Below are 21,536 nucleotides of genomic sequence, written 5' to 3' on the forward strand. Positions count from 1 at the left end.
CCCTGACCCCAATTTCCACCAATTTCCAACAAACCGAATTCCTGCAACAAGGCCTTCAAGCGATCCGCCGACGCCTGTTTGCGTTGCCCGGTGAATTTAGCCAGTATGAGTTCGTTTTTCATGCTGTGTTCCCAGCCAACCAACTCGGTCACCGTCACATGGTAGCCATGCGCCTCTAAATACAAACAGCGCAACACATTGGTCAGTTGACTGCCCATTTCACGCGTGTGCAGTGGATGCCGCCATAACTCAGACAGCGGCGTGCGCTGCAAATTCAGCGCCTTGTTTTTATTCAATACCCGCGCCAACTCCGCCTGACAACAAGGCACCAAGACCATGTGTTTGGCTTTCTTTTGTAAACCAAAGGCGATGGCGTCATCCGTGGCCGTGTCACAAGCGTGCAGCGCAGTGACCACATCGATCTGCGCGGGCATAGCGTTGCTTTGCACAGAATCGGCCACGCTGGTATTGAGAAACTGCATGCGCTCAAAGCCCAGGCGCTTGGCCAACAAAGAGGACGAGTCCACCAATTCGCCGCGAGCTTCTATGCCGTAAATATGGCCGCTACCCAATGCCTTGAAAAACAAGTCGTAAACGATGAAACCCAAGTAAGACTTGCCCGCGCCGTGGTCGGCCAGCGTAGGGCCTGTATCGCTAGCGGGTAATTCTTGGAGAATTTTTTCGATGAACTGAAACAAGTGGTTGACCTGTTTAAGCTTGCGGCGCGAGTCCTGATTCAGCTTGCCGTCGCGTGTGAGTATGTGCAGTTCTTTCAGCAATTCCAAAGACTGACCAGGGCGCAGGTCGAGCTGTTCGCTAGGAGTTTGGCCCTTGGGGGCGGTGTGTTTGGCTTTGGGCATGGGGAGATTGTGCCCTTGTAGGCTTCAATGGAGCGGGTCGTCTATGCGATGTTTTATCTGGCTTTGGCATTATCAATCGCAACACGCGCGTACTTGAAAAACAGTGACCGACCGCGACCGATGGGACTTGAGCGCGTCATAAGCCGCATCAACTTCAGTTTGTAACCAACTTTCAATGAATTGATCACTGTTTGGTAGTGCCAGTAGCCCCTTGCGAAAGGCTTTGCTTTCGCATGCATCGCCACAGGCTACCCCACTCAAGCTTGTTTAAGCCCCAAAGCCTCCCACCCCTGTCTGCCCAACGCCTCCAACACTTCCACATTACGCTCATAAATCAGCGACGCATCAGGGAATGCAGCCACAGCCTTATCGATACTTTGCTCACGCAGCAAATGCAGCGTGGGGTAAGGCGAGCGGTTGGTGAAGTTGCTGATGTCGTCCGACTGTGTGCCCGCAAACTGGTAGCGCGGGTGAAAGTCGGCGATTTGCAGCACGCCCTCTAATTCCATCGACTGCAACACCGATTCGCAGTCAAACAAAAATTCATTGAACGCCAAAAAGTCTGGCAGCAGCTTGGGTGCGATCAATAACGTGGTGTCTAGCACCGCGGCGTCGGTATCCACCAACAACTGCATCTCCTGTTGCAACATGTGCAACACCTGCTCGGGTTCGCTGTCCATGCACACCACCATACGCACTTGCTGTTTGGCGACCACGGCTTTGGCGAAAGGACACAAGTTCAAACCAATCACTGCTTTGTCCAGCCATTGCTGCGTGTCTGAGACAACCAGCGATTCGATACTCATGCTGAAAAGACTTTGCCAGTCAATCGCGCATGCTCTTTGGTGGCAAACCTATCGGTCATGCCAGCGATGTAATCGGCAACGGCGCGCGGCAAATCGCTGCGGGTGGCGTGTCCCTTGGGCATGGCAGAAGGCTGGTGCAAATACGCTTCAAACAACTCGCGCACTACCTGTCTTGCCCATTCGGTGGTTTGCAACACCTGTGGATGTTTATACAAGCTGTGCATTAAAAATAATTTCAACTCGCTACTGGACTCCCGCATGCCCAGACTGAAGCGCACCAAAGGTGGCATGCGGCGCACCTCATCTGCAGTTTCGGGTGCGTACTCTTTCAACGCGGCGCGTGTGGTTTCCATCACGTCATACACCTGATCACTCAGCATGCGGCGTATGGTTTCATACAGCAAACGTCTGCCTGATAGTTTTGGAAATTCATCTTGCACGCGCAGACGGTAAGCGTTGAACAACACCACTTCCTGCAATTGCTCCATGCTGATCAGCCCAGAGCGCACGCCGTCGTCTATATCGTGTGCGTTGTAAGCCATCTCGTCGGCCAGGTTGCATAACTGTGCTTCCAGCGATGGTTGTTGGCGAAGTAAAAACCGCGCACCCACACCACTGGGTTCGGCTTCTTCCAACATCTGCGCATTGCGTAGCGAGCAATGTTTTAATATGCCTTCGCGGGTTTCAAAGCACAAATTCAAGCCATCAAACTGCGGGTAACGCTCTTCCAACTTATCCACGACACGCAGGCTTTGTAAGTTGTGTTCAAAGCCGCCGTAGGGCGCCATGCATTCGTTCAACGCATCCTGTCCAGCGTGACCGAACGGTGTGTGACCCAAATCATGCGCCAGTGCAATAGCTTCCACCAAATCCTCATGCAAACCCAAAGCCCTAGCGAGCGATCGTCCGAGTTGCGCGACCTCCAGCGAATGCGTCAAACGGGTGCGAAACAAATCGCCTTCGTGATTGAGAAACACTTGGGTTTTGTAGACCAAGCGGCGAAACGCGGTGGAATGCACGATGCGGTCACGGTCACGCTGAAACACATTGCGCGTGGGCGCTTCGGGTTCGGCGAAACGCCTGCCGCGGCTCTGTGAAGGCAGGCAGGCATACTCCGCCAAACGGATGGCGGCAGGGGCTATGTCAGCAGCAAACACTTGGCTCATGCGCGGCAGCAGGCCTGCACTACTTCTGCCACCAGCGCATCCGGTGCACCGCGCACCAAGGCTTTGCCGGGCGGGTCTATCAGCACAAAGCGTATGTCGCCAGCCTCGGCCTTTTTATCAACCCGCATATGGTGCAAATACATATCAGCACCGAGCGCGGGGCCGGTGACGGGCAAGCCCGCTTTGGCGATCAAACCAGTGAGCCGATCCACAAACGCGGCATCTACCAACCCCAGACGTTGTGACAAATGCGCGGCCATGACCATGCCGCAGCCAACCGCTTCGCCGTGTAACCAGACGCCGAAACCCAAACCGGCTTCGATCGCATGGCCAAAGGTATGGCCGAAATTGAGGATGGCGCGGATACCGGACTCGCGCTCGTCCTGTCCCACCACCCAGGCTTTGATTTCGCAACTGCGTTGGACCGCATACGCCAATGCTTGCGGATCGCGCGCCGACAAATCGTCAATATGCTGCTCTATCCAATCGAGAAACACCATGTCGGCGATAGGTCCGTATTTGATGACCTCAGCCAAACCGGCGCTCAGCTCGCGTGGCGGCAAGGTTTGCAATGTCCCCAGATCACATACGACACGCTCGGGTTGGTAAAAAGCACCGATCATGTTTTTACCTATCGGGTGATTGATGGCCGTTTTGCCGCCGACAGAAGAATCGACTTGTGCCAACAAGGTGGTGGGCACTTGCACAAAAGGCACACCGCGCATGTAACAAGCGGCGGCAAACCCGGTGATGTCGCCAATGACACCGCCGCCGAGCGCGAACAACACGGTTTTGCGGTCACAGGCTTTGCCCAGCAGCACATCAAAAATCTGGTTCAGGCTGTCCCAGGTTTTATGGCTTTCGCCATCAGGCAAGCTACACACATGAATCACCGGGTAATGCGCTGACAAACTGTGCTGCAAACGTGCCAAATACAAAGGAGCCACGGTGTCATTGGTGACAATGAGTGCAGCGCCTGCTTTGGGCAAACCTTGCCACGCAGTTTCGCTGCCTAACAAACCTGCAGCTATGGCGATGTCGTAACTGCGTTCGCCAAGGTCTATGTGTACTTGCGTGGTATGTGGGTTCATGCTGAGTCGGTTTCTATCGGTAACAAACCGGCCAATTCGAGTTGGGTAATGATCATCGTGATCATGGTCGGGATGCGAGGACGGTTGGTTTCAATGACGAAATGGGCCGCCGCTTGGTAATGCGGATCGCGTTCTTCAAACAGTTGTTTGATTTTGAATTTAGGGTCGTCGACTTGTAGCAAGGGGCGCTGGTTGTCGTGGCGCAAGCGACGGTAAATTTCTTCAGGTTGCACCCGCAGGTAAATCACGTGGGCTCGCTCACGCAGCATCCATCGGTTGGTCTCGCGCAATACGGCTCCGCCGCCGGTGGCCAAGACGCCGCAGCCGGTGCGTGTCATGTCGTCAATGACTTGGGTTTCTTTGTCTCTGAATTCGGCTTCACCGTGGCTGGCGAAATAATCTTTGATGGGGCATCCAATGCGCAGCTCTATGACCTGATCACAGTCGACAAAACCCACGCCTAATTTGCGGGCCAATTGACGACCGACTGTCGATTTGCCGCTGCCCGGCATGCCTACCAATGCCAACACAATAAATATTCCCTCAAGGTGCGAAGGCACGTTGCTCCAGCATTTTAGGGCTTAGAAATATCAGCAACTCCTGTTTGTTGCGCTTGGTGGTGCGGTTACCGAACAACCAGCCCAACCATTCGCTGTCGCGCACGCCGGGAACACCGGCGCGATTGATGTTATCGCTGGTTTCGTAAATGCCGCCAATCATGACAGTGCCGCCATCCTCAACGCGCACCTGTGTGCTGACATGCTTGGTGTCTATTGCAAAACCGGCAGGTGTGCTTTGACCCACGCTGTCTTTGTGTACCTCCAAGTACATGGTGATGCTGCCATCGGGCGTGATGTGGGGTGTGACTTCCAAGCGTAAATTGGCTTTGCGAAAAGCGATGGAAGTGCTGCCGTTGGGCCCAGAGAGCTGGTAGGGCAATTCGGTACCTTGCTCGATGATGGCCTTGGATTGGTTGGCAGTGACCAAGCGTGGGCTGGCGACCACACGCCCCATGCCATCAGCTTCAAGTGCCGAGAGTTCAACACCGAGTCGTTGACTATGGGCTGGATTGAAAAAAGTGAATCCTGCATAAGCTGCATCTGCACCGAGCGCACGCGCCGCAGGGAAATTGACATTAGAGCCATCTGCGTGCGCCGATAACCTGACCCCCAGTGTGGACGCAAAGTTATCTAAGGCTTCGACAATTCTGGCTTCGATCAACACCTGACGTTGTGGTACGTCTACCCTTTGAACCAGACGGGCCACTTGCTCGAGCCGATCTGGGATATCGGTGACAAACAACTGATTGGTTCGGGCATCGGCCATGGCGCTGCCGCGACTGGTCAACAAGCGCGGGCTGGCCGTCGCAGTTGGCCCTGACCCCTGATTGAGTAGCGGCGCCAGCATGTCGGTCGCCTTGGCGTAATTGAGTGAAAACGATCGGGTTTGCAAAGGCTCGACGACTTGAATGGCGTGACGCGTCTCGAGTACGTTTTTTTCACGGGCAGCGAGCTCTGCCAAGGGGGCGACCCAAATCACATTCCCCTCTTGCTGTTGCCCCAAACCACGGGTTTGCAATAGCGTATGCAACACTTGGTCCCAAGGTACATCTTTGAGTCTCATGCTGAGGTTGCCTGTCACGCTGTCAGTCATGATGATGTTGACACCACTGAATTCACTGACGAGTTGCAACGCAGTTCGCAATTCAATGTTTTGAAATTGCATGGTCATGGGTGCGCCAGAAAAAACAGGTGGGCTTTTTTTACTGAGTTCCGGGATTGACTCCTCGGCATGCACACACGACAAGACACCCCAGGAAAGCCATCCAACCAAGTACCTGCCCGTGACCCATCTGGATGATGTACTCATGGTGATTCACCAGTGGGAAACCGCTTTTCACGGCTGAGCCATGTGCCACTGGCGTCGGCAAACCATTCACGCAGCCACAAATGGTCTGTATGAATGCGCGTTACTTCACCCCAATCTTGCCCTAAGCGGTCACCCAAGGATACGCTGTAAATCAAACCTTCTAACGTCAGCAATGCCTGTCGCTTGTCTGCTGCCACCAATGAACCTGCCCAGCGCATGTGCGACAGTGGACGGTGTTGTAACTGAGCCCAGCCTTTGCCCATGGAAGTCGTCACGCCCAATGGCAGTCCAGCCTTCAGCCCGTTGATGCTGAAGGGGTTGTGTATGAACGCCGTCTTAGACATCAATGGTGCATCTACCCGACTTGTGTCACGAAGTTCACTGGTTACTGAAGAACCCTTGATGAAATTGGGTGTCAATGTGTTGATTTTGAGCGCATCCGGTGAAGCCAAGGCATTGTTTTTCTCATTGACCCACTGCATATGCAACACCAAAGTCGCAACTGACGCATCCTCTGCTGCGGTGCGTAAATCAAATCCTGTCATACGCATGCGAGGTAAGGCTTGTTGCAGTCCATGCCATGCGGCCAGCAGTTGAGGCAAGGTGCCACGCCATATACCCTCACTGTGATCGGCCAAGACATAAGCAGAATAAACATTCAGTCCGTGGGCCTGCCCCCATTGCATCCATTGCTTGAGCATTTGTTTGTCATCTTGTGTCAATTCTTCAGGCCAAGATTGCCATGCCGCCGCCCTTATGCCACTCGGATGAGGCAACGCAGTAAGACGCGCTATCAGTTTGCGCTGCTGCGCCACTTGAAGCGAAAGCGCATCTGTTTCTTGTTGCCATTGCGCATGTTGCTCGTCTTGTTCCCACCAAGTTTGCCAAGCTAAAGACGATACATGCCAACTGCCTGCCACTGTCAAGCACAGCGTCAAAAATCCCAGAGCCAAGGCCTGTGCGCCCGGTGGCCAGGCATGCAACACATTCCAATGGGTACGCCATTGGGGCCAACGATGTTTACCTGCAAAAACAATAAGCTGCCTCATGGTTTATCTGTTGTCTGTGGTGACAAGCTGACTTGCATGCTGAAGCGGTGTTGTTTGGCAGCCAATCCTTGCGCATTTCGCCAACTTGATTCTTCCCACTGGGCCTTGTCTACAGGGGTAGAGAATCCTGCCAATGCCAAACCCGTCAGCCAAGCTTGCCAATGGCCTGTGCTCAGTGCCCAGCCGCTCAGTTGTATGTATTGCTCACGCCACAGGATTCGTTCAATTTGCACACCGCGCGGCGGCACCGACAACAGTTGTTGCAACACATGCCAAGCTTTGCCTTGCTGTTGTTGACGCATTTGCCATTCGGTTTGTACTTGCTGCGTCTGGTGTTCTCTGGCCTGCCAGACAGCGCTGTCCTTTAATTCGGCTTTCAAGTCCGACAGGGTTTGTTGAACCTGTTGTTGTTGGGCTTGGTAGTCAGTCAGCCAACCGTCCCATAAGTAATCAAGGTAACACACAGCGCTGACCGTGGCACAGACACACAAGCTTGCGCCGATCTGCCAACTGCGCATATGTAACGCGCGCTTTTGTTCGCGCCAAGGCAGCAAATTGAATTGACTCATGGTGTCACCACACCCAAGGCCAAGCCATAAAGCGTGGCCAACTCCTCGGTTGTCAAAGAAGAGGGTTCTGCCAACGCAGTTTCTTGCAACACCCCTACGGGGCTGGATTGAATATGTAGCTGCCAACGCATGCTTGCTTGCCATACCGGTTCAAGCTTGACCAGCTTTAAACCTCCCTTGCTGCACCATTGCTCACACTCATGCGCATAGTGTTTAGGCATGGCAATGACGTCCGCATGCTGGGCGGGTTGTGCCTGTAATGCCGCATTTAGCCATGCAGGACGGTTGATGGTGTGCACTTGTGTTGGGTCTGACTTTGCCCCCTGAATGACTTGGTAATCCCACAAGGTATCTGCTAGAGACCACGGCAGCAGGGGAGCGAGTTGATCCTGAATACGTCCATGGGTTTGTCTTTGATTCAGCCCATGAGGAATAGCAAAAGAAAACCGCAGCAACTGGTCTGGCGGCAAAGCCATGGCCGCATACAAGCCCTGAAAACCGCTGCGCTGCTTGGCAACACGCAGCAACTGCGGATCTGGCCACGGACGCTCATTCGTATTTGACCCTGGAACAGCCTGCCAATAGCAGGAAGGATGGCGAGAACATGCGTCTGCGCCATGGGCTGTCTGCGACAACGCCAGACCTTGCCGGTTGACCCATACCCCCAGCCCATGGCGCTGCTGTTGAGAATGTCTGAGCTTGAGCATGGCATTTCCTTGTGCAGTTAGTCTTGCATTGGGTTGTAAAACCTGTGAAGCGTGGATAAGTTAAGCTGTACTTGCGATTTTTTTACAATGCACTTTCTTTATCCAAACTGGCTCAGCGCCAGACTTAGCTCATGTCCCCTGCGCCTACCGCCAAAGATCGCTCTGACAGCGATTCGAAAATACAGCCCGCGAACAATCTTTTGCGGGTGCTGGGTACTTTTTTCGGTTGGGCTATGGGCTTTGCTGTGGCTGCTGGATTGACCTTATTGCTGCTGGTCGGTGTGGCCTTGGTCATGGCATACCCGCAGCTGCCTGATATTTCAGATTTGGCTGATTACCGCCCTAAATTGTCTATGCGGGTTTTTTCTGCCGAGGGAAAAGTCATCGGCGAATTTGGAGAGGAACGGCGCAAACTGATTCCTTTCAAAGACATTCCAGATGTCGTCAAACAAGCGGTGTTGTCCATTGAAGATGCGCGCTTTTACCAGCATGGCGGTGTGGACTACATCGGTCTGGCGCGTGCCAGTCTGGCCAACATCGGGCGTGCTAAAAGCCAGGGTGCGTCAACCATCACCATGCAAGTCGCACGCAATGTGTATTTATCTTCAGAGAAAACATTCACACGCAAAATTTACGAACTGCTGTTGACTTATAAGCTGGAACACTTGCTGAGCAAAGACCAGATTTTTGAAATTTATTTGAACCAGATTTATTTGGGTCACCGTGCCTACGGGTTCGCTGCGGCGGCTGAAACCTATTTTGGTAAACCTATTCAATCTTTGAGCATTGCCGAAGCCGCCATGCTCGCCGGTTTACCCAAGGCACCCTCGGCCTACAACCCCATCAATAACCCCAAACGCGCACGTTCTCGACAGCTCTACATCATCGAGCGCATGGAAGACAACGGCTTTATCACCTCGGCTCAAGCCAAAGCGGCCAAGGCCGAGGAATTGAAGATCCGCAACATTACAACCCCTAACAACACCCATGCCGAGTATGTGGCAGAGATGGCACGCCAATTGATGTTTGCGCAATACGGTACTGACATTTACACGCGCGGCCTCAATGTTTACACCACCATCAAGGCTGAAGACCAGGAAGTGGCCTACCAAGCGCTGCGCCGAGGTATCTTGGATTACGAATTGCGTCAGGTCTACCGAGGCCCTGAAAAATTCATCACCCTGCCAGCAGAGGGACGCGAACTTGATGATGCGATTGACGACGCTTTGATCGAGGCAGGAGACAAAGGTGATTTGCTCAGCGCTGTGGTGCTAGAAGCCACACCGAAAAAAGTCCGTGTGGTTCGACAAAACAGTGAAGTGATTGATATCACGGGCGAAGGCTTGAAGCCAGTGACTTCAGGCCTGTCAGACAAAGCACCACCGAATATCAAGTTACGGGCAGGCGCAGTGGTTCGCATCTCCAAAAACGCCAAAGGCGATTGGGGACTGACTCAGCTACCCGAGGTTGAAGGCGCTTTTGTGGCGTTAGATCCTGTCGACGGTGCCATCCGTTCTTTGGTCGGTGGTTTTGATTTTGACAAAAACAAATTCAATCACGTGATTCAAGCTTGGCGCCAGCCCGGTTCTAGCTTTAAGCCGTTTATTTATTCTGCGGCTTTGGAAAAAGGATTTACACCGGCAACACAGGTCAACGATGCGCCCTTGTTTTTCGATGCGACTGCCACGGGCAGCCAAGCCTGGGAACCGAAAAACTACGACGGTAAGTTTGAAGGCATCATGAGTTTGAAAACCGCGTTAGCCAAATCTAAAAACATGGTCTCCATCCGCATATTGCAAGCAGTCGGCCCGCAAAATGCGCAACACTGGATCAGCCGCTTTGGTTTTGATCCGGAAAAACACCCGCCCTATCTGACCATGGCATTGGGCGCTGGTTCGGTCACGCCCATGCAAGTCGCGTTGGGGTATTCGGTGTTTGCCAATGGCGGTTACCTGGTCAAGCCTTACTTGATCACCAAGGTCACCGATCCTTTGGGCAAAGTTTTATCCACCTACACACCGATTGAATTAGATGAACGCTCGCGCGCCATAGAACCGCGCAACGCTTTTGTGATCAGCCATTTGCTTCAAGAAGTGACCCGTTCAGGCACCGCCATGCGTGCACAAGCCGTCCTCAAGCGCAATGACATCTACGGCAAAACAGGTACCACCAATGACTCCATGGATGCCTGGTTTGCCGGCTATCACCAAACGCTGACTGCCGTGACTTGGATTGGGTATGACACACCACGAAAATTGGGCGACCGCGAAACTGGCGGCGGCTTGAGTCTTCCGGTGTGGATCAGCTATATGCAACACGCGCTGAGAAATACCCCCGTCGGCGGCATGCCTGTTCCCAGTGGCGTGGTTTACGAAGGCAACGACTGGTTCTTTACCGAATTCACCCATAGCTCGGGCGTCACCAGTCTGGGCATAGAGGGTAAAACACCTGAGGCAGACGGTTCAACCATGGATCCGGAAAAGAAAAAAATACTGGATATGTTCAAAGATTGAAAACCTGACATCCAAGGACCAAGCAACTCAGGTATCTTCAGTAACGCCTGACTTCATCTATTGAAATTCAAAGCAGCACCAAACTGACGGCCAGCATCCGAGGTGAATTGCTGCCAAAACTCGCCCTGCCCTTTGGTGTCTTGCCAAGCCGATCCATCAAAACGGTAATGGTATCCACCGCTTTGTGCCGCCAGCCAGACTTCGTGCAATGGTTTTTGTAAATTGACGATCAGTTGGCTGCGGTTGGGGAAAGTAATCGTCACCATGCCGCCGACACGCTGGTTGTCAATATCGATATCGGCCTGTTCGTTCAGACGATCGCATGCGGTTTCCAGTTGTTGCAACAGGCTTTCCGCTTGGTCCATGAATTCACTGTCTGTCATTTGTCTGTGGTTCAAAAAAAGGGTTGCTGCTTACAGCAGCATGTGACACAAACGGGGCTATTACAATTTCCCCATGAAAACTCCCATTCTAGGTAGCCTGCTCGTCCTTGTGGCCGCCATGGTCATCGGCTGTGGCATGAAAGGTGAACTGGTGATTCCGTCTGACCCCGAGTCAAAGGACAGGGCCAAGTTTCCCGAGGTATTGTTGCCCTCATCCAAACCCTGAGATGGGTTGACCCATATTTATGACTTCTAACTCCTTGCCTGGCTCGCCGTTTCTGGCTTACCGTGACCAACAACTGTATGTTGAACAGTTACGTTTGCAGGATCTGGCCGCAGCCCACGGCACGCCCTTGTTTGTCTACTCCAAAGCGGCCATGCTGCACGCGCTGGCGGCCTACCAACGCGCTTTTGCGGGTCGCAATGCCAGAGTGCATTACGCCATGAAGGCCAATTCCAGCCTCGGGGTGTTGCAAGTCTTTGCCCAGGCCGGTTGCGGTTTTGACATCGTGTCCGCAGGTGAACTCGCGCGGGTGCTGGCAGCAGGCGGGCGACCGTCCGATGTGATTTTTTCCGGCGTGGGCAAAACCCGCGCAGAAATGCAAACCGCATTGCAAGCTGGCATCTCTTGTTTCAATGTGGAGAGCGAACCCGAATTGGATGTGTTGAGCGAAGTCGCTGTCTCTATGGGCAAGATCGCGCCAGTCAGTATTCGCGTCAACCCGAACGTAGACCCGAAGACCCATCCTTATATTTCCACAGGACTTAAAGGCAATAAATTCGGTATTGCCCACGAACGCACGCTGCAGGCGTACCAACACGCCGCGTCGCTGCCCGGTTTGAAGGTCACTGGTATTGATTGCCATATCGGTTCGCAAATCACGACCACCGAACCTTATCTGGATGCCTTGGACAAGGTGCTGGATCTGGTCGTGCAGATTGAAGCAGCCGGCATACCGATTCACCATTTGGATTTTGGTGGTGGCCTAGGCATCGATTACAACGGCGACACGCCGCCTGCGGCAGATGATTTATGGAGAAAGTTATTGGCGCGTCTGGATGAACGCGGTTTCGGTGACCGTCAATTGATGATTGAGCCTGGGCGCTCGCTGGTGGGCAACGCTGGTGTGTGTTTGAGCGAAGTGCAATTCATCAAACCCGGCGAGCAGAAAAACTTTTGCATCATCGACGCGGCCATGAATGATTTGCCGCGCCCGGCCATGTACGAAGCGTTTCACCAGATCGTGCCCTTGACGCTGACTGACACAGCTACTCAGGTGTACGACGTGGTCGGACCTGTGTGTGAAAGCGGCGACTGGATTGGCCGTGACAGAGCGCTTAATGTGCAAGCGGGTGACACACTGGCAGTATTGTCAGCAGGCGCGTATTGCATGAGCATGGCCAGCAACTACAACACGCGCGGCAAACCCGCCGAGGTGCTGGTGGATGGTGACAAAGCACATGTGATTCGCACCCGTGAAACTGTGGCCGATCAAATGCGTGGCGAGTCTGTGCTCTAAACCACTCATCCGACGCGAATATTATTCAGCTTGAACCAGAGTCTTGAGAGCAACAGCCCAGACAAGATAGCCAGATAAACCCAGACCTCGGCAAAATTATTTTTGCCCGCCCGCATCCAGTAAAAATGCAACAACGCGAACACTGGCAACACATAAACCCATTTGTGTAATTGTTGCCAGCGTTTACCGCCTAGCCAACGCACAGCCGCGTTGTGGGATGTCAGTGCCAGTGGCAACATCAGCACAAAGCAAATCATTCCCAGCCAAATAAACGGTCGCTTCACCAAGTCTTTGGCCATTTCATTGACCTCAAAGCTTTGGTCAAACCACGCGTAACACAGCAAATGCAAGCAGGCGTAATAAAAACATGCCAACCCAATGCTGCGGCGGAACCGAATCAACTCTGACAGACCCGTGAGGCGTCGCAGTGGTGTGACTGCCAACACCACACACAACAAACGCAAGGTCCAATCACCCGTGGCGCGGCTCAATGCTTCAGCAGGATTGGCGCCCAGTGCATCATGAAACAAAGCCCATATCAGCCAAACGAAAGGCAATGCCAACACACCGTGAAGCAGGTATTTGGTTTGCGGCAAAAGTAAAAGTTGTCGTACGGGCATGATGGTCAAGAGACTGCGTCAAAACCACGTGCATGCATTTTCATTTTCGCGTCAACGATTACAAACTCATTCACGATTCGGGTTTGCTTAGAAATTCTTTGTGAGATCCATGCCGGCATACAACTGCCCAACCTGTGCCTCATACCCATTGAACATCAAGGTTTTGATTTTTTTTGCCAGAAAACCACCGTCGCCGATGCGCCGTTCGCTGGCCTGACTCCAACGCGGATGGTCAACGTTCGGATTCACATTTGAATAAAACCCATATTCGTTGGCGGCGGCTTTGTTCCAAGCGGTTTGCGGTTGTTTATCGGTAAAACGGATTTTCACAATGCTTTTGCCGCTCTTGAAGCCGTACTTCCAAGGCACGGTGATACGCACCGGTGCACCGTTTTGATTGGGCAGCACTTCGCCGTACATGCCGAATGTCAGCAAGGCCAACGGATGCATGGCTTCGTCCATGCGCAATCCCTCCACATAAGGCCAACTCAATACGCGAGAGCCGACAAAGGGCATGGTCTTGGGATCTGCCAACGTGACGAATTCCACGAATTTGGCGCTGCCTAAAGGCTCGACCTTTTTAATGAGTTCAGACAGCGAGTAGCCCACCCAGGGAATCACCATGGACCAGCCTTCGACACAGCGCATGCGGTAGATGCGATCTTCCATGGGACTGAGCTTGAGCATATCTTCCAAATTAAGCACACCCGGCTTTTTAACCAGCCCTTCAATCTCCACCGACCAAGGGCGTGTTTTCAAAGTGTGTGCGTTTTCAGCCGGATCGGCTTTGTCCGTGCCAAATTCATAAAAATTGTTGTAGGTGCTGGCGTTTTTGTAAGGGGTGACTGTGTCAGTGGCCTGAACCCCCGCAAGTGTTGACGAGGTGCTGTTGAGCGGCGCGAGTTTGCCAGGTCGTTGACCGGCTTGCGCATTGACGCTGCCTGCGGCGCCGACCCATCCAGCCGCCAGCAATTGTTGAAGAAACACCCTGCGCTGTTCATAGATGGACAAAGGCGTGATGTCGCTGGCCTGCTTATGGTTGAAACCCTCATCTGAACGAAAACGCATGCGATGATCTCCTGAAATAAAAAAGGCTGGCAAGCGGCCAGCCTTGAGGGATTGAAAAGATAGCTGATCAGTTCAATCCGGCGATGTAATCAGCCACGGCTTTGATTTCGCGGTCATTCAATTTAGCAGCAACCTGTCCCATTTGCAGACTGTTCTTGCGAATCCCATCACGGAACTGGGTCAATTGCGACACGGTGTAGTCAGCGTGTTGTCCACTCATTCGCGGATATTGAGAAGGAATACCAGCGCCATTGGGACTGTGACAACCCGCACACGCAGGAATTTGTCTGTCCGCAATGCCACCACGGTAGATTTTTTCTCCCAGCGCAGCCAGCTCTTTGTCCTTGGCAAAGCCGGGTTTGGCTTTGGTGCTGGACAGGTAAGCGCCGACATTTTTCATGTCGTCTTCACTGAGGGCTGATGCAAAACCAAGCATGACGGCGTTCGCACGCTTGCCTGATTTGAATTCGGCCAGTTGTTTGGCAATGTATTCAGGATGTTGTTGCGCCAATTTGGGGTTCACAGGAATGGCTGAATTGCCCTCGGCACCATGGCAGCTGACGCAAACACCATTGAAAATAGCAGAACCTTTGGCGGGATCGGCTTTGGCAGGCGCAGCACCTTCAGCGTGTGCGGTTAAAAAAAAGCCCGTCACACTGACGGACAACAGCAGTCGGACAAAAAAAGTCATGGTGTTTGAATAGGAAATAGTCAATCCCTCATTCTACAATGCAGTCCTGCACCCACCGGGTTGCGCACAAAGAATAACCATGGCCCATCCCCCTATTGCAGTTGATGCAATTCATACTGAACGCGTCAAACAAGCTGTCGGCTGGCTACATACGGCGCGTTTTTTAACCACGGCTGCCCAGCTTCACCATTTACCCGCTTACGACCAACCAGAAATTGCTTTTGTAGGTCGCTCCAATGCGGGTAAATCTACCTGTATCAATGTATTGACGCAGCAGCGCCAGCTGGCCTACGCCTCCAAAACCCCGGGACGTACACAGCACATCAATTTATTTGCCTTAGGTCGCCAAAACCAGACCGATACCGTGCTGGCTGATCTACCCGGCTATGGTTACGCTGCGGTGCCCAAATCGGACAAAATCCGCTGGCAGCGTGTCATGGCGAATTACCTGATGACCCGAGATAACCTCAAGGGGGTGGTGCTGATGTGCGACCCGCGGCTTGGCGTCACCGAGTTGGATGAAATTTTGCTTGAAGTCATACGCCCCAAAGTCGAGGAAGGCTTGAAATTTCTGATGCTGTTGACCAAAGCCGACAAACTCAACCGCAGCGAAGCCGCCAAAGCTTTGTCAATTGCCAAATTGCAATCTGGCGGCGGTGAAGCACATTTGTTTTCCTCGCTGAAAAAACAAGGCGTCGAAGACGTCAGTCTCAAACTCTGGGAATGGACACACCAGCCAACACCTAACGACCTATGATTCGCATTGAACGCATTTCTGTAGCCCACAGCATTGACCTGGATTGCCGGGTCTGCGGCGAGGTTGGTCAACCTGTGATGCTTTTTTTACATGGTTTTCCTGAAGCCGCTTTTGCCTGGGACGATTTACTTTTGCACTTCAGTCAACCGTCTCATGGCGGCTATTTGTGCGTAGCGCCTGATATGCGCGGCTATGCGGGCTCATCTGCACCGCAAGATATCAAAGCCTACCGAGCCAAGGAGTTGGTCAAAGACATCGTCGCCTTGAAACAGCATTTTTCACCAGTCGACCCCTTGGCCTGTTTGGTTGCGCATGACTGGGGTGGTGCAGTCGCCTGGAACACGGCCAACCAGCAACCATCGTTGATGAAGCGACTGGCCATCATCAATTCACCGCACCCCGGTACTTTTTTGCGCGATCTGAAAAACGATGCCAAGCAACAAGCGTCAAGCAATTACATGAATTTTTTGATTCGCGATGATGCCGCCCAGTTGCTCAGCGAAGACGATTTCCGGCGTTTGTGGGCTTTTTTCACCAATATGGGGGCTGTGAGTGGCCCGTATGCGTGGTTGGATGAATCCACCAAAGAGAAATACCGCCAAGTATGGCGTCAAGGCCTGGACGGCGCACTGAACTATTACCGCGCCTCTCCTCTGAGGCCTGCAGGATTGAATGACCCTGGCGCATCCGCCATCGACTTGCCGTTGGACATGTTGCGTATTTTGGTGCCGACCTTGGTGATTTGGGGTATGCAAGACACCGCCCTTTCGCCGGGATTGATCGATGGACTGCAAGACTATGTGCCTGACTTAGCGTTACACCGTGTCAATGAAGGAACACATTGGCTGGTTCACGAGCAACCACAACTTGTCATCCAAATTATCGGAAATTGGATCCGCTGACATGTTGTAAAACTTGCCATATTTATTTTGGCGGGGTTGATCACTTCGTCTACATACATCATGGCTACTTTTCTTCATGTAGGCTGCGGTTCAAAGTACAAAAATGCCACCACACGAGGCTTTAATACGCCGCAGTGGAATGAACTCAGGCTGGATATTGACCCCAAGGTCAAACCTGACGTTGTTGGCAGCATCACCCATATGCAAACAGTGAAGACTGCAAGCATAGATGCGATTTATTCCAGCCACAATATTGAACATCTTCATGCTTTTGAAGTTCCTGCAGCACTGTCGGAATTTGTACGCGTGCTCAATCCAGAAGGCTTTTTGGTGCTGACCTGCCCTGACTTGCAAGCCGTTGCTGAATTGATCGCACGCGATAAATTGATGCAACCCGCCTACAACTCGGCTGCTGGCCCTATCAGTCCGCTGGACATGGTGTTCGGTTTACAAACCGCTATTGCCAAAGGAAACCATTACATGGCTCATCGCTGTGGTTTCACTCAAAAAGTGCTGGTGGCTACACTCAAAGCAGCTGGCTTTGTTTCGATTGCATCAGCCAGACGTCCGGCAGCCTTTGACTTGTGGGTTTTGGCTAGCAAAATCAAACTTCAAGAAACCGATCTGCAGAATTTAGCGTTGTCTCACTTTCCAGACAACATCACTGCTGCTCGTATACCGGTGCTTGACCCTCAGGCCGCGTCTTAAATCGCTTGTGTACCCAATAATATTGATCGGCTGATTTCAGCACTTGCTTTTCAATTTCCAGGTTCATCAAGCGGGTATCCAATTGCACATCATCGCTTGGATAAGAGGGCCAAACACCTCCTACATCAACCACATACCCTTGCGTGGTCAATCGTGTGACCAAGGTGCACACCCTGGCACCTGATAACTTGGCCATACGCGCTAAGGTAGTGGAGGTGGCGGTAGCCACACCCAAAAAATCTGCCCAAACAGCACCTTGCATGCCAAAGTCCATGTCCGGTGAATAGTGCAAGCGCATGCCTTGTCGCAATATTTTCAGCAAAGGTTGGGCGCCAGCATTGCGCGGCACAGACCGCACATGCCCTGAACGGTTGCGTCCCTTCATCACCCAATCTTCAACATAAGCATTGCGCAACGGCACATACACACATGCCATAGGTATGCGCTTTAACAAGGTCATGGCGACGCCGCCGGCATCCAATCCGACAAAATGCGGTGCCAGCACAATCAACGGCGACGCGTCATCAAAAATATCAAAATCTCCAGTGAATTGAATACGCTTTTCAAGGACAGACTGGGAAGCATGCCAAAGCCAAGCGCGGTCCCACAATGACTGCCCTAACAACACAAAATGCGATTGAGCCAACTTCTGTCTATCGGCGCGATTCAAATCAGGAAAACACAATGAGAGATTGGTCAACACCACATGGCGCCGGCGCGCCGACACCCTATAAAACACCCAACCAGTGAGGCGACCCAGTGCCCTGAGCCATGACAAAGGCAATTGACCAACCACAGCCATCAACAATGTCAAGGGATTCAAAGCATTGCCTCACGACGAGGTTGTTTGAATCGGGCATAGCCCCACAAGTATTGATCTGGGCATTGCCGGATCAAACTCTCCATGGCCGTGTTGATTTGCAAAACAGCTGTTGCTAAATCGTCAGACAGCTCTTCATCCATCGGTTGCACATGTATGCAATAACCGCTAGCGCCCGGTAGTCGCTCACCCCAAGCTAACAGTATCTTGGCGCCCGTCTGTAAGGCTAATTTCGCGCCCAACGTCATGGTGTAAGCCGGTTGACCCCACATGCTGGACCACATACCCATGCCATGTGGTGGTACCTGATCAGGCAACAACCCCACCGAATGGCCTCGACGCAAGGCTTTGAGCAGTTGACGCACCCCGTCCATGCTAGCGGGTACCGCTTTCAAAAAAGGTTTTTCTCTGGCATGTAACAGCAAGTTTTTGAGCCATGCTTGTCTGGCTGGTCGGTACAAGACCGTCATGGGTCCGTGTGCTTGACCGAATTGAGATGCCCCGCTGGGTGCAGTGATTTCAAAACAACCCAGATGCGGTGTCAAAAACAGCACACCTTTACCGCGCGCATAGGCTTGCGTGATGTGGTGCTTACCGTTCCATTGCACGGGCATAGGGGCCCCAAACCAGACGCGAAATGATTCAAGCGCTTGACAACCTGCCGCACCCACGGCGCCGCGGACCTGTTGGAAGGAATATCCGGCCTGGCGAGATTGCTCTTGAAAATGCTTTCTATAACGAGGTGACAAAACCCAAGTCAACCATCCGAGCAACCAACCGATTCGCTGCATCCAAGGCAGCGACAAATTTGACAGCCAACGGATCAAAAAAGTCATAGCGTTTGATTTTGAATAGAATAGCTATTGTCGCTGAGTTAATGAAGCAACTTGCAGGGCGACACACTCGAAAGAGTCGGCTGTTTGTCAGTCATCTGCTAAAGCGTTCGCCAGACTCGCATGTGATGGCAACGCCTCATCAATCAACAGGAGTTTTTTAATGGCGAACGATTATCTTTTTACATCCGAATCTGTCTCTGAAGGCCACCCCGATAAAGTCGCTGACCAAATTTCAGACGCTATTTTGGACGCCATCTTCAAGCAAGACCCGCGCAGCCGGGTTGCCGCAGAGACATTGACCAACACCGGTTTGGTGGTGCTCGCTGGAGAGATCACCACCAACGCGCATGTCGACTACATACAAGTGGCACGAGACACGATTCAGCGTATTGGCTATGACAACACAGAATATGGCATCGACTACAAAGGTTGCGCTGTCATGGTGTGCTATGACAAGCAGTCCAACGACATTGCGCAAGGCGTGAACCATGCTTCTGATGACCACTTGAACACTGGCGCTGGCGACCAGGGTTTGATGTTTGGCTATGCAGTCAAAGAAACCCCTGATTTGATGCCCGCTCCCATTTACTATGCTCACCGCTTGGTTGAGCGTCAGGCGCAATTGCGTCGCGACGGTCGCATGCCTTTTTTGCGTCCTGATGCAAAAAGCCAAGTGACCATGCGTTATGTTGATGGCAAGCCGCACAGCATTGACACCGTTGTGCTGTCTTCACAGCACAGTCCTGACCAAAGCGAAACGCCGACCAAGATGAAAGCCTCATTCATCGAGGCTGTGATAGAGGAAATCATCAAGCCTGTGTTGCCCAAAGAGTGGTTGAAAGACACCCGTTACCTGATCAACCCCACTGGTCGATTTGTCGTCGGCGGCCCGCAAGGCGACTGCGGGTTAACGGGCCGCAAAATCATTGTTGACACTTACGGCGGCGCCTGCCCCCACGGCGGCGGCGCTTTCAGCGGCAAAGACCCGAGCAAGGTAGATCGCTCTGCAGCTTATGCGGCGCGTTATGTAGCGAAAAATGTGGTGGCCGCCGGTCTGGCCACGCAATGTCAGGTGCAAGTGGCTTACGCCATTGGGGTTGCCAAGCCAATGAACGTGACGGTCAACACACAGGGTACAGGCATCATCAGCGACGAAAAAATTGCAGCATTGGTGAATGAGCATTTTGACTTGCGCCCTAAAGGCATTATTCAAATGCTGGATCTGTTGCGTCCTATTTATGAAAAAACCGCCGCTTATGGTCACTTCGGTCGTGATGAACCCGAGTTCACTTGGGAAAAAACCGATAAAGCTGCAGCACTCCGTGCTGCAGCTGGGCTGTAAGCCCACCTTGCGTTAGCAAGGTATCGGTTTTTGGGCGCAGTTCATATGGGCGCAGCCCATGTGAACGAAGACCAAACAACGGGCAAAGCCCAAGCACTCCGTGCTGCAGCTGGGCTGTAAGCCCAGCACCCCCAAAGCGGGTCTACACCAATCCATAACGTTCGCACAGCGCATTCTTTTGACTGGGTTGGAAATTGATGCGTGCCGTGTTTCTGTCAACTGCCGCTAGCAACCTTGGGTCCATCAAAGCAAACCATAAGGGCGGCACATAAGCCACCAAAAACATACCCGCATAGCCACTGGGTAACTGGGGTGCATCATCGAAATGTCTCAAGGCTTGGTAACGTCTTGCGGCATGGGCATGGTGATCCGCATGGCGTTGCAGATGAAACAACATCCAGTTGGACAACACATGGTTGCTGTTCCATGAATGACGCGGCTGACAACGCTCAAAGGAACCGTCCTCCAGTTGCAGTCGCTTCAATCCGTAATGCTCCACATAATTGGCAGAGGTCAATTGGAAATTGGTCCATAAGGCTACGAACACTAAAAAAACCCCAATTTTCGGCCCCAACCACAGCCCCAGACACAGCCATAAACCCAAACCGATGGTCAGCCCTTGCACTATGACGTTGTGCAGGGAAAAAGCAGGAATGTTCAATTGCTGCAACCGCTGTTTCTCATAAGCCCAAGCTCGCCACCAACCGCCAGGCATCTCACGCAACAAAAATCGCCAAATGGATTCACCCATGCGAGAAGATGCTGTGTCATGCGGAGTCGCGACCTCTACGTGATGACCACGGTTATGTTCTATACAAAAATGGCCATATAAACTCGGCGCCAGCACCCACAAAGCAAGCATGCGTTCAAGTCGGTTGTGCTTGTGACCCATCTCGTGTGCCAAGTTGATGCCGAAACCACCGACTGCGCCGGTTGCCAACACCATGGCCAAGCAACCATGCCACGGCAAGTCATGACGCGCGACAAACCAGGCAGAAAAAATAAACGCAGCCCATAAAACCGGCACCAACGCAAAAGTGATTAAGCGGTAGTACGCATCATTTTCCAACTGGGGCACGGCTGATTCGGGTGGGTTGCTGCGAGATGGTGGAATCAGCCAATCAGCCACAGGCACGAATCCGTACAAAAACAGCAAAGGCCACCACAAGGCCGTCACCTCGGCGGTCCAAAGCATCAACAGTGGCCCAGCTGCTACCAGCGCGGGCGAGAGCAAAGAAAGCGTCCACACCCAGCGCCAA

General features: G+C 52.7%; 23 protein-coding genes. 7 read left to right on the forward strand and 16 right to left on the reverse strand.

The window, feature by feature from the left end; all coding sequences use genetic code 11:
- The 9 genes from AC9UG7_RS01170 to AC9UG7_RS01210 all read right to left on the reverse strand — a co-directional run.
- Window positions 1-860 (reverse strand): class I SAM-dependent methyltransferase (locus AC9UG7_RS01170; RefSeq protein WP_509583262.1); only part of this gene is annotated, 860 nt, incomplete at its 3' end.
- 257 nt (window positions 861-1,117) lie between these two features.
- Window positions 1,118-1,666, reverse strand: a complete 549-nt coding sequence (locus AC9UG7_RS01175; RefSeq protein WP_509583264.1) for a DUF1415 domain-containing protein — start codon at window positions 1,664-1,666, stop codon at window positions 1,118-1,120.
- Entirely contained in the window at window positions 1,663-2,832 is a 1,170-nt protein-coding gene (locus tag AC9UG7_RS01180; RefSeq protein WP_509583266.1) for a deoxyguanosinetriphosphate triphosphohydrolase, read from the reverse strand. The genes AC9UG7_RS01175 and AC9UG7_RS01180 overlap by 4 nt, the downstream gene beginning before the upstream one ends.
- Window positions 2,829-3,923 carry a 3-dehydroquinate synthase gene (aroB, locus tag AC9UG7_RS01185; RefSeq protein ID WP_509583268.1) on the reverse strand — a complete coding sequence of 365 codons (1,095 nt, stop codon included), beginning with the start codon at window positions 3,921-3,923 and terminating at the stop codon, window positions 2,829-2,831. The genes AC9UG7_RS01180 and aroB overlap by 4 nt, the downstream gene beginning before the upstream one ends.
- Window positions 3,920-4,483 carry a shikimate kinase gene (locus AC9UG7_RS01190; protein WP_509583270.1) on the reverse strand — a complete coding sequence of 188 codons (564 nt, stop codon included), beginning with the start codon at window positions 4,481-4,483 and terminating at the stop codon, window positions 3,920-3,922. Before AC9UG7_RS01190 ends, aroB begins: the two co-directional genes overlap by 4 nt.
- Window positions 4,467-5,792, reverse strand: coding sequence for a type IV pilus secretin PilQ (locus AC9UG7_RS01195; protein WP_509583272.1), 1,326 nt, complete (start codon window positions 5,790-5,792; stop codon window positions 4,467-4,469). Before AC9UG7_RS01195 ends, AC9UG7_RS01190 begins: the two co-directional genes overlap by 17 nt.
- Window positions 5,789-6,841, reverse strand: a complete 1,053-nt coding sequence (locus AC9UG7_RS01200) for a pilus assembly protein PilP (protein WP_509583274.1) — start codon at window positions 6,839-6,841, stop codon at window positions 5,789-5,791. Before AC9UG7_RS01200 ends, AC9UG7_RS01195 begins: the two co-directional genes overlap by 4 nt.
- Complete coding sequence (locus AC9UG7_RS01205) at window positions 6,838-7,410, reverse strand: PilN domain-containing protein (RefSeq protein WP_509583276.1); 573 nt, start codon at window positions 7,408-7,410, stop codon at window positions 6,838-6,840. The genes AC9UG7_RS01200 and AC9UG7_RS01205 overlap by 4 nt, the downstream gene beginning before the upstream one ends.
- Window positions 7,407-8,117: a hypothetical protein gene (locus AC9UG7_RS01210; protein ID WP_509583278.1), complete on the reverse strand. Its 711-nt coding sequence runs from the start codon at window positions 8,115-8,117 to the stop codon at window positions 7,407-7,409. Before AC9UG7_RS01210 ends, AC9UG7_RS01205 begins: the two co-directional genes overlap by 4 nt.
- A 131-nt stretch (window positions 8,118-8,248) precedes the next feature.
- On the opposite strand from AC9UG7_RS01210, the gene AC9UG7_RS01215 reads away from it, so the two are divergent.
- A complete protein-coding gene (locus AC9UG7_RS01215; protein ID WP_509583280.1) occupies window positions 8,249-10,630 on the forward strand; it encodes a penicillin-binding protein 1A in 2,382 nt (793 codons plus the stop codon).
- Window positions 10,631-10,683: 53 nt separating this feature from the next.
- On the opposite strand, the gene cyaY is transcribed toward AC9UG7_RS01215, so the two are convergent.
- A complete protein-coding gene (cyaY, locus tag AC9UG7_RS01220) occupies window positions 10,684-11,013 on the reverse strand; it encodes an iron donor protein CyaY (RefSeq protein ID WP_509583282.1) in 330 nt (109 codons plus the stop codon).
- Between the two features lie 73 nt (window positions 11,014-11,086).
- Between cyaY and AC9UG7_RS01225 the strand changes: the two genes are divergently transcribed.
- On the forward strand, window positions 11,087-11,239 hold the full coding sequence (locus AC9UG7_RS01225; protein WP_509583284.1) for an LPS translocon maturation chaperone LptM: 153 nt from the start codon (window positions 11,087-11,089) through the stop codon (window positions 11,237-11,239).
- A gap of 19 nt (window positions 11,240-11,258) precedes the next feature.
- Entirely contained in the window at window positions 11,259-12,533 is a 1,275-nt protein-coding gene (gene lysA / locus AC9UG7_RS01230; protein ID WP_509583286.1) for a diaminopimelate decarboxylase, read from the forward strand.
- Window positions 12,534-12,538: 5 nt separating this feature from the next.
- Here the strand turns inward: lysA and msrQ are convergent, their stop codons facing one another.
- The 3 genes from msrQ to AC9UG7_RS01245 form a co-directional block, all read right to left on the reverse strand.
- Entirely contained in the window at window positions 12,539-13,153 is a 615-nt protein-coding gene (gene msrQ, locus AC9UG7_RS01235) for a protein-methionine-sulfoxide reductase heme-binding subunit MsrQ (protein ID WP_509583288.1), read from the reverse strand.
- 87 nt (window positions 13,154-13,240) lie between these two features.
- Window positions 13,241-14,221, reverse strand: coding sequence for a protein-methionine-sulfoxide reductase catalytic subunit MsrP (gene msrP / locus AC9UG7_RS01240; protein ID WP_509583290.1), 981 nt, complete (start codon window positions 14,219-14,221; stop codon window positions 13,241-13,243).
- Between the two features lie 67 nt (window positions 14,222-14,288).
- Entirely contained in the window at window positions 14,289-14,912 is a 624-nt protein-coding gene (locus AC9UG7_RS01245; protein ID WP_509583292.1) for a c-type cytochrome, read from the reverse strand.
- Window positions 14,913-14,991: 79 nt separating this feature from the next.
- On the opposite strand from AC9UG7_RS01245, the gene yihA reads away from it, so the two are divergent.
- Genes yihA through AC9UG7_RS01260 form a run of 3 tightly spaced genes read left to right on the forward strand, consistent with a single transcriptional unit; the run spans window position 14,992 to window position 17,279 of the window.
- A complete protein-coding gene (gene yihA / locus AC9UG7_RS01250; protein ID WP_509583294.1) occupies window positions 14,992-15,669 on the forward strand; it encodes a ribosome biogenesis GTP-binding protein YihA/YsxC in 678 nt (225 codons plus the stop codon).
- Window positions 15,666-16,571 carry an alpha/beta fold hydrolase gene (locus AC9UG7_RS01255; RefSeq protein ID WP_509583296.1) on the forward strand — a complete coding sequence of 302 codons (906 nt, stop codon included), beginning with the start codon at window positions 15,666-15,668 and terminating at the stop codon, window positions 16,569-16,571. The genes yihA and AC9UG7_RS01255 overlap by 4 nt, the downstream gene beginning before the upstream one ends.
- A 60-nt stretch (window positions 16,572-16,631) precedes the next feature.
- Complete coding sequence (locus AC9UG7_RS01260; protein WP_509583298.1) at window positions 16,632-17,279, forward strand: class I SAM-dependent methyltransferase; 648 nt, start codon at window positions 16,632-16,634, stop codon at window positions 17,277-17,279.
- Here AC9UG7_RS01260 and AC9UG7_RS01265 read toward each other — a convergent pair.
- Together AC9UG7_RS01265 and AC9UG7_RS01270 are read right to left on the reverse strand one after the other, a co-directional pair.
- Window positions 17,233-18,102 carry a lysophospholipid acyltransferase family protein gene (locus AC9UG7_RS01265; protein WP_509583300.1) on the reverse strand — a complete coding sequence of 290 codons (870 nt, stop codon included), beginning with the start codon at window positions 18,100-18,102 and terminating at the stop codon, window positions 17,233-17,235. The genes AC9UG7_RS01260 and AC9UG7_RS01265 overlap by 47 nt on opposite strands.
- Window positions 18,099-18,935, reverse strand: a complete 837-nt coding sequence (locus AC9UG7_RS01270; RefSeq protein WP_509583301.1) for a lysophospholipid acyltransferase family protein — start codon at window positions 18,933-18,935, stop codon at window positions 18,099-18,101. The genes AC9UG7_RS01265 and AC9UG7_RS01270 overlap by 4 nt, the downstream gene beginning before the upstream one ends.
- Before the next feature lie 160 nt (window positions 18,936-19,095).
- Here AC9UG7_RS01270 and metK point away from each other — a divergent pair, with 160 nt between their 5' ends.
- The gene (metK, locus tag AC9UG7_RS01275) at window positions 19,096-20,277 is read left to right on the forward strand and encodes a methionine adenosyltransferase (protein ID WP_509583303.1); all 1,182 of its coding nucleotides are present in this window, start codon (window positions 19,096-19,098) and stop codon (window positions 20,275-20,277) included.
- Between the two features lie 142 nt (window positions 20,278-20,419).
- On the opposite strand, the gene AC9UG7_RS01280 is transcribed toward metK, so the two are convergent.
- Entirely contained in the window at window positions 20,420-21,526 is a 1,107-nt protein-coding gene (locus AC9UG7_RS01280) for an alkane 1-monooxygenase (RefSeq protein ID WP_509583305.1), read from the reverse strand.
- Window positions 21,527-21,536 lie beyond the last annotated feature (10 nt).

Source organism: Limnohabitans sp. (assembly GCF_046052765.1).
Lineage (GTDB): Bacteria > Pseudomonadota > Gammaproteobacteria > Burkholderiales > Burkholderiaceae_C > Limnohabitans.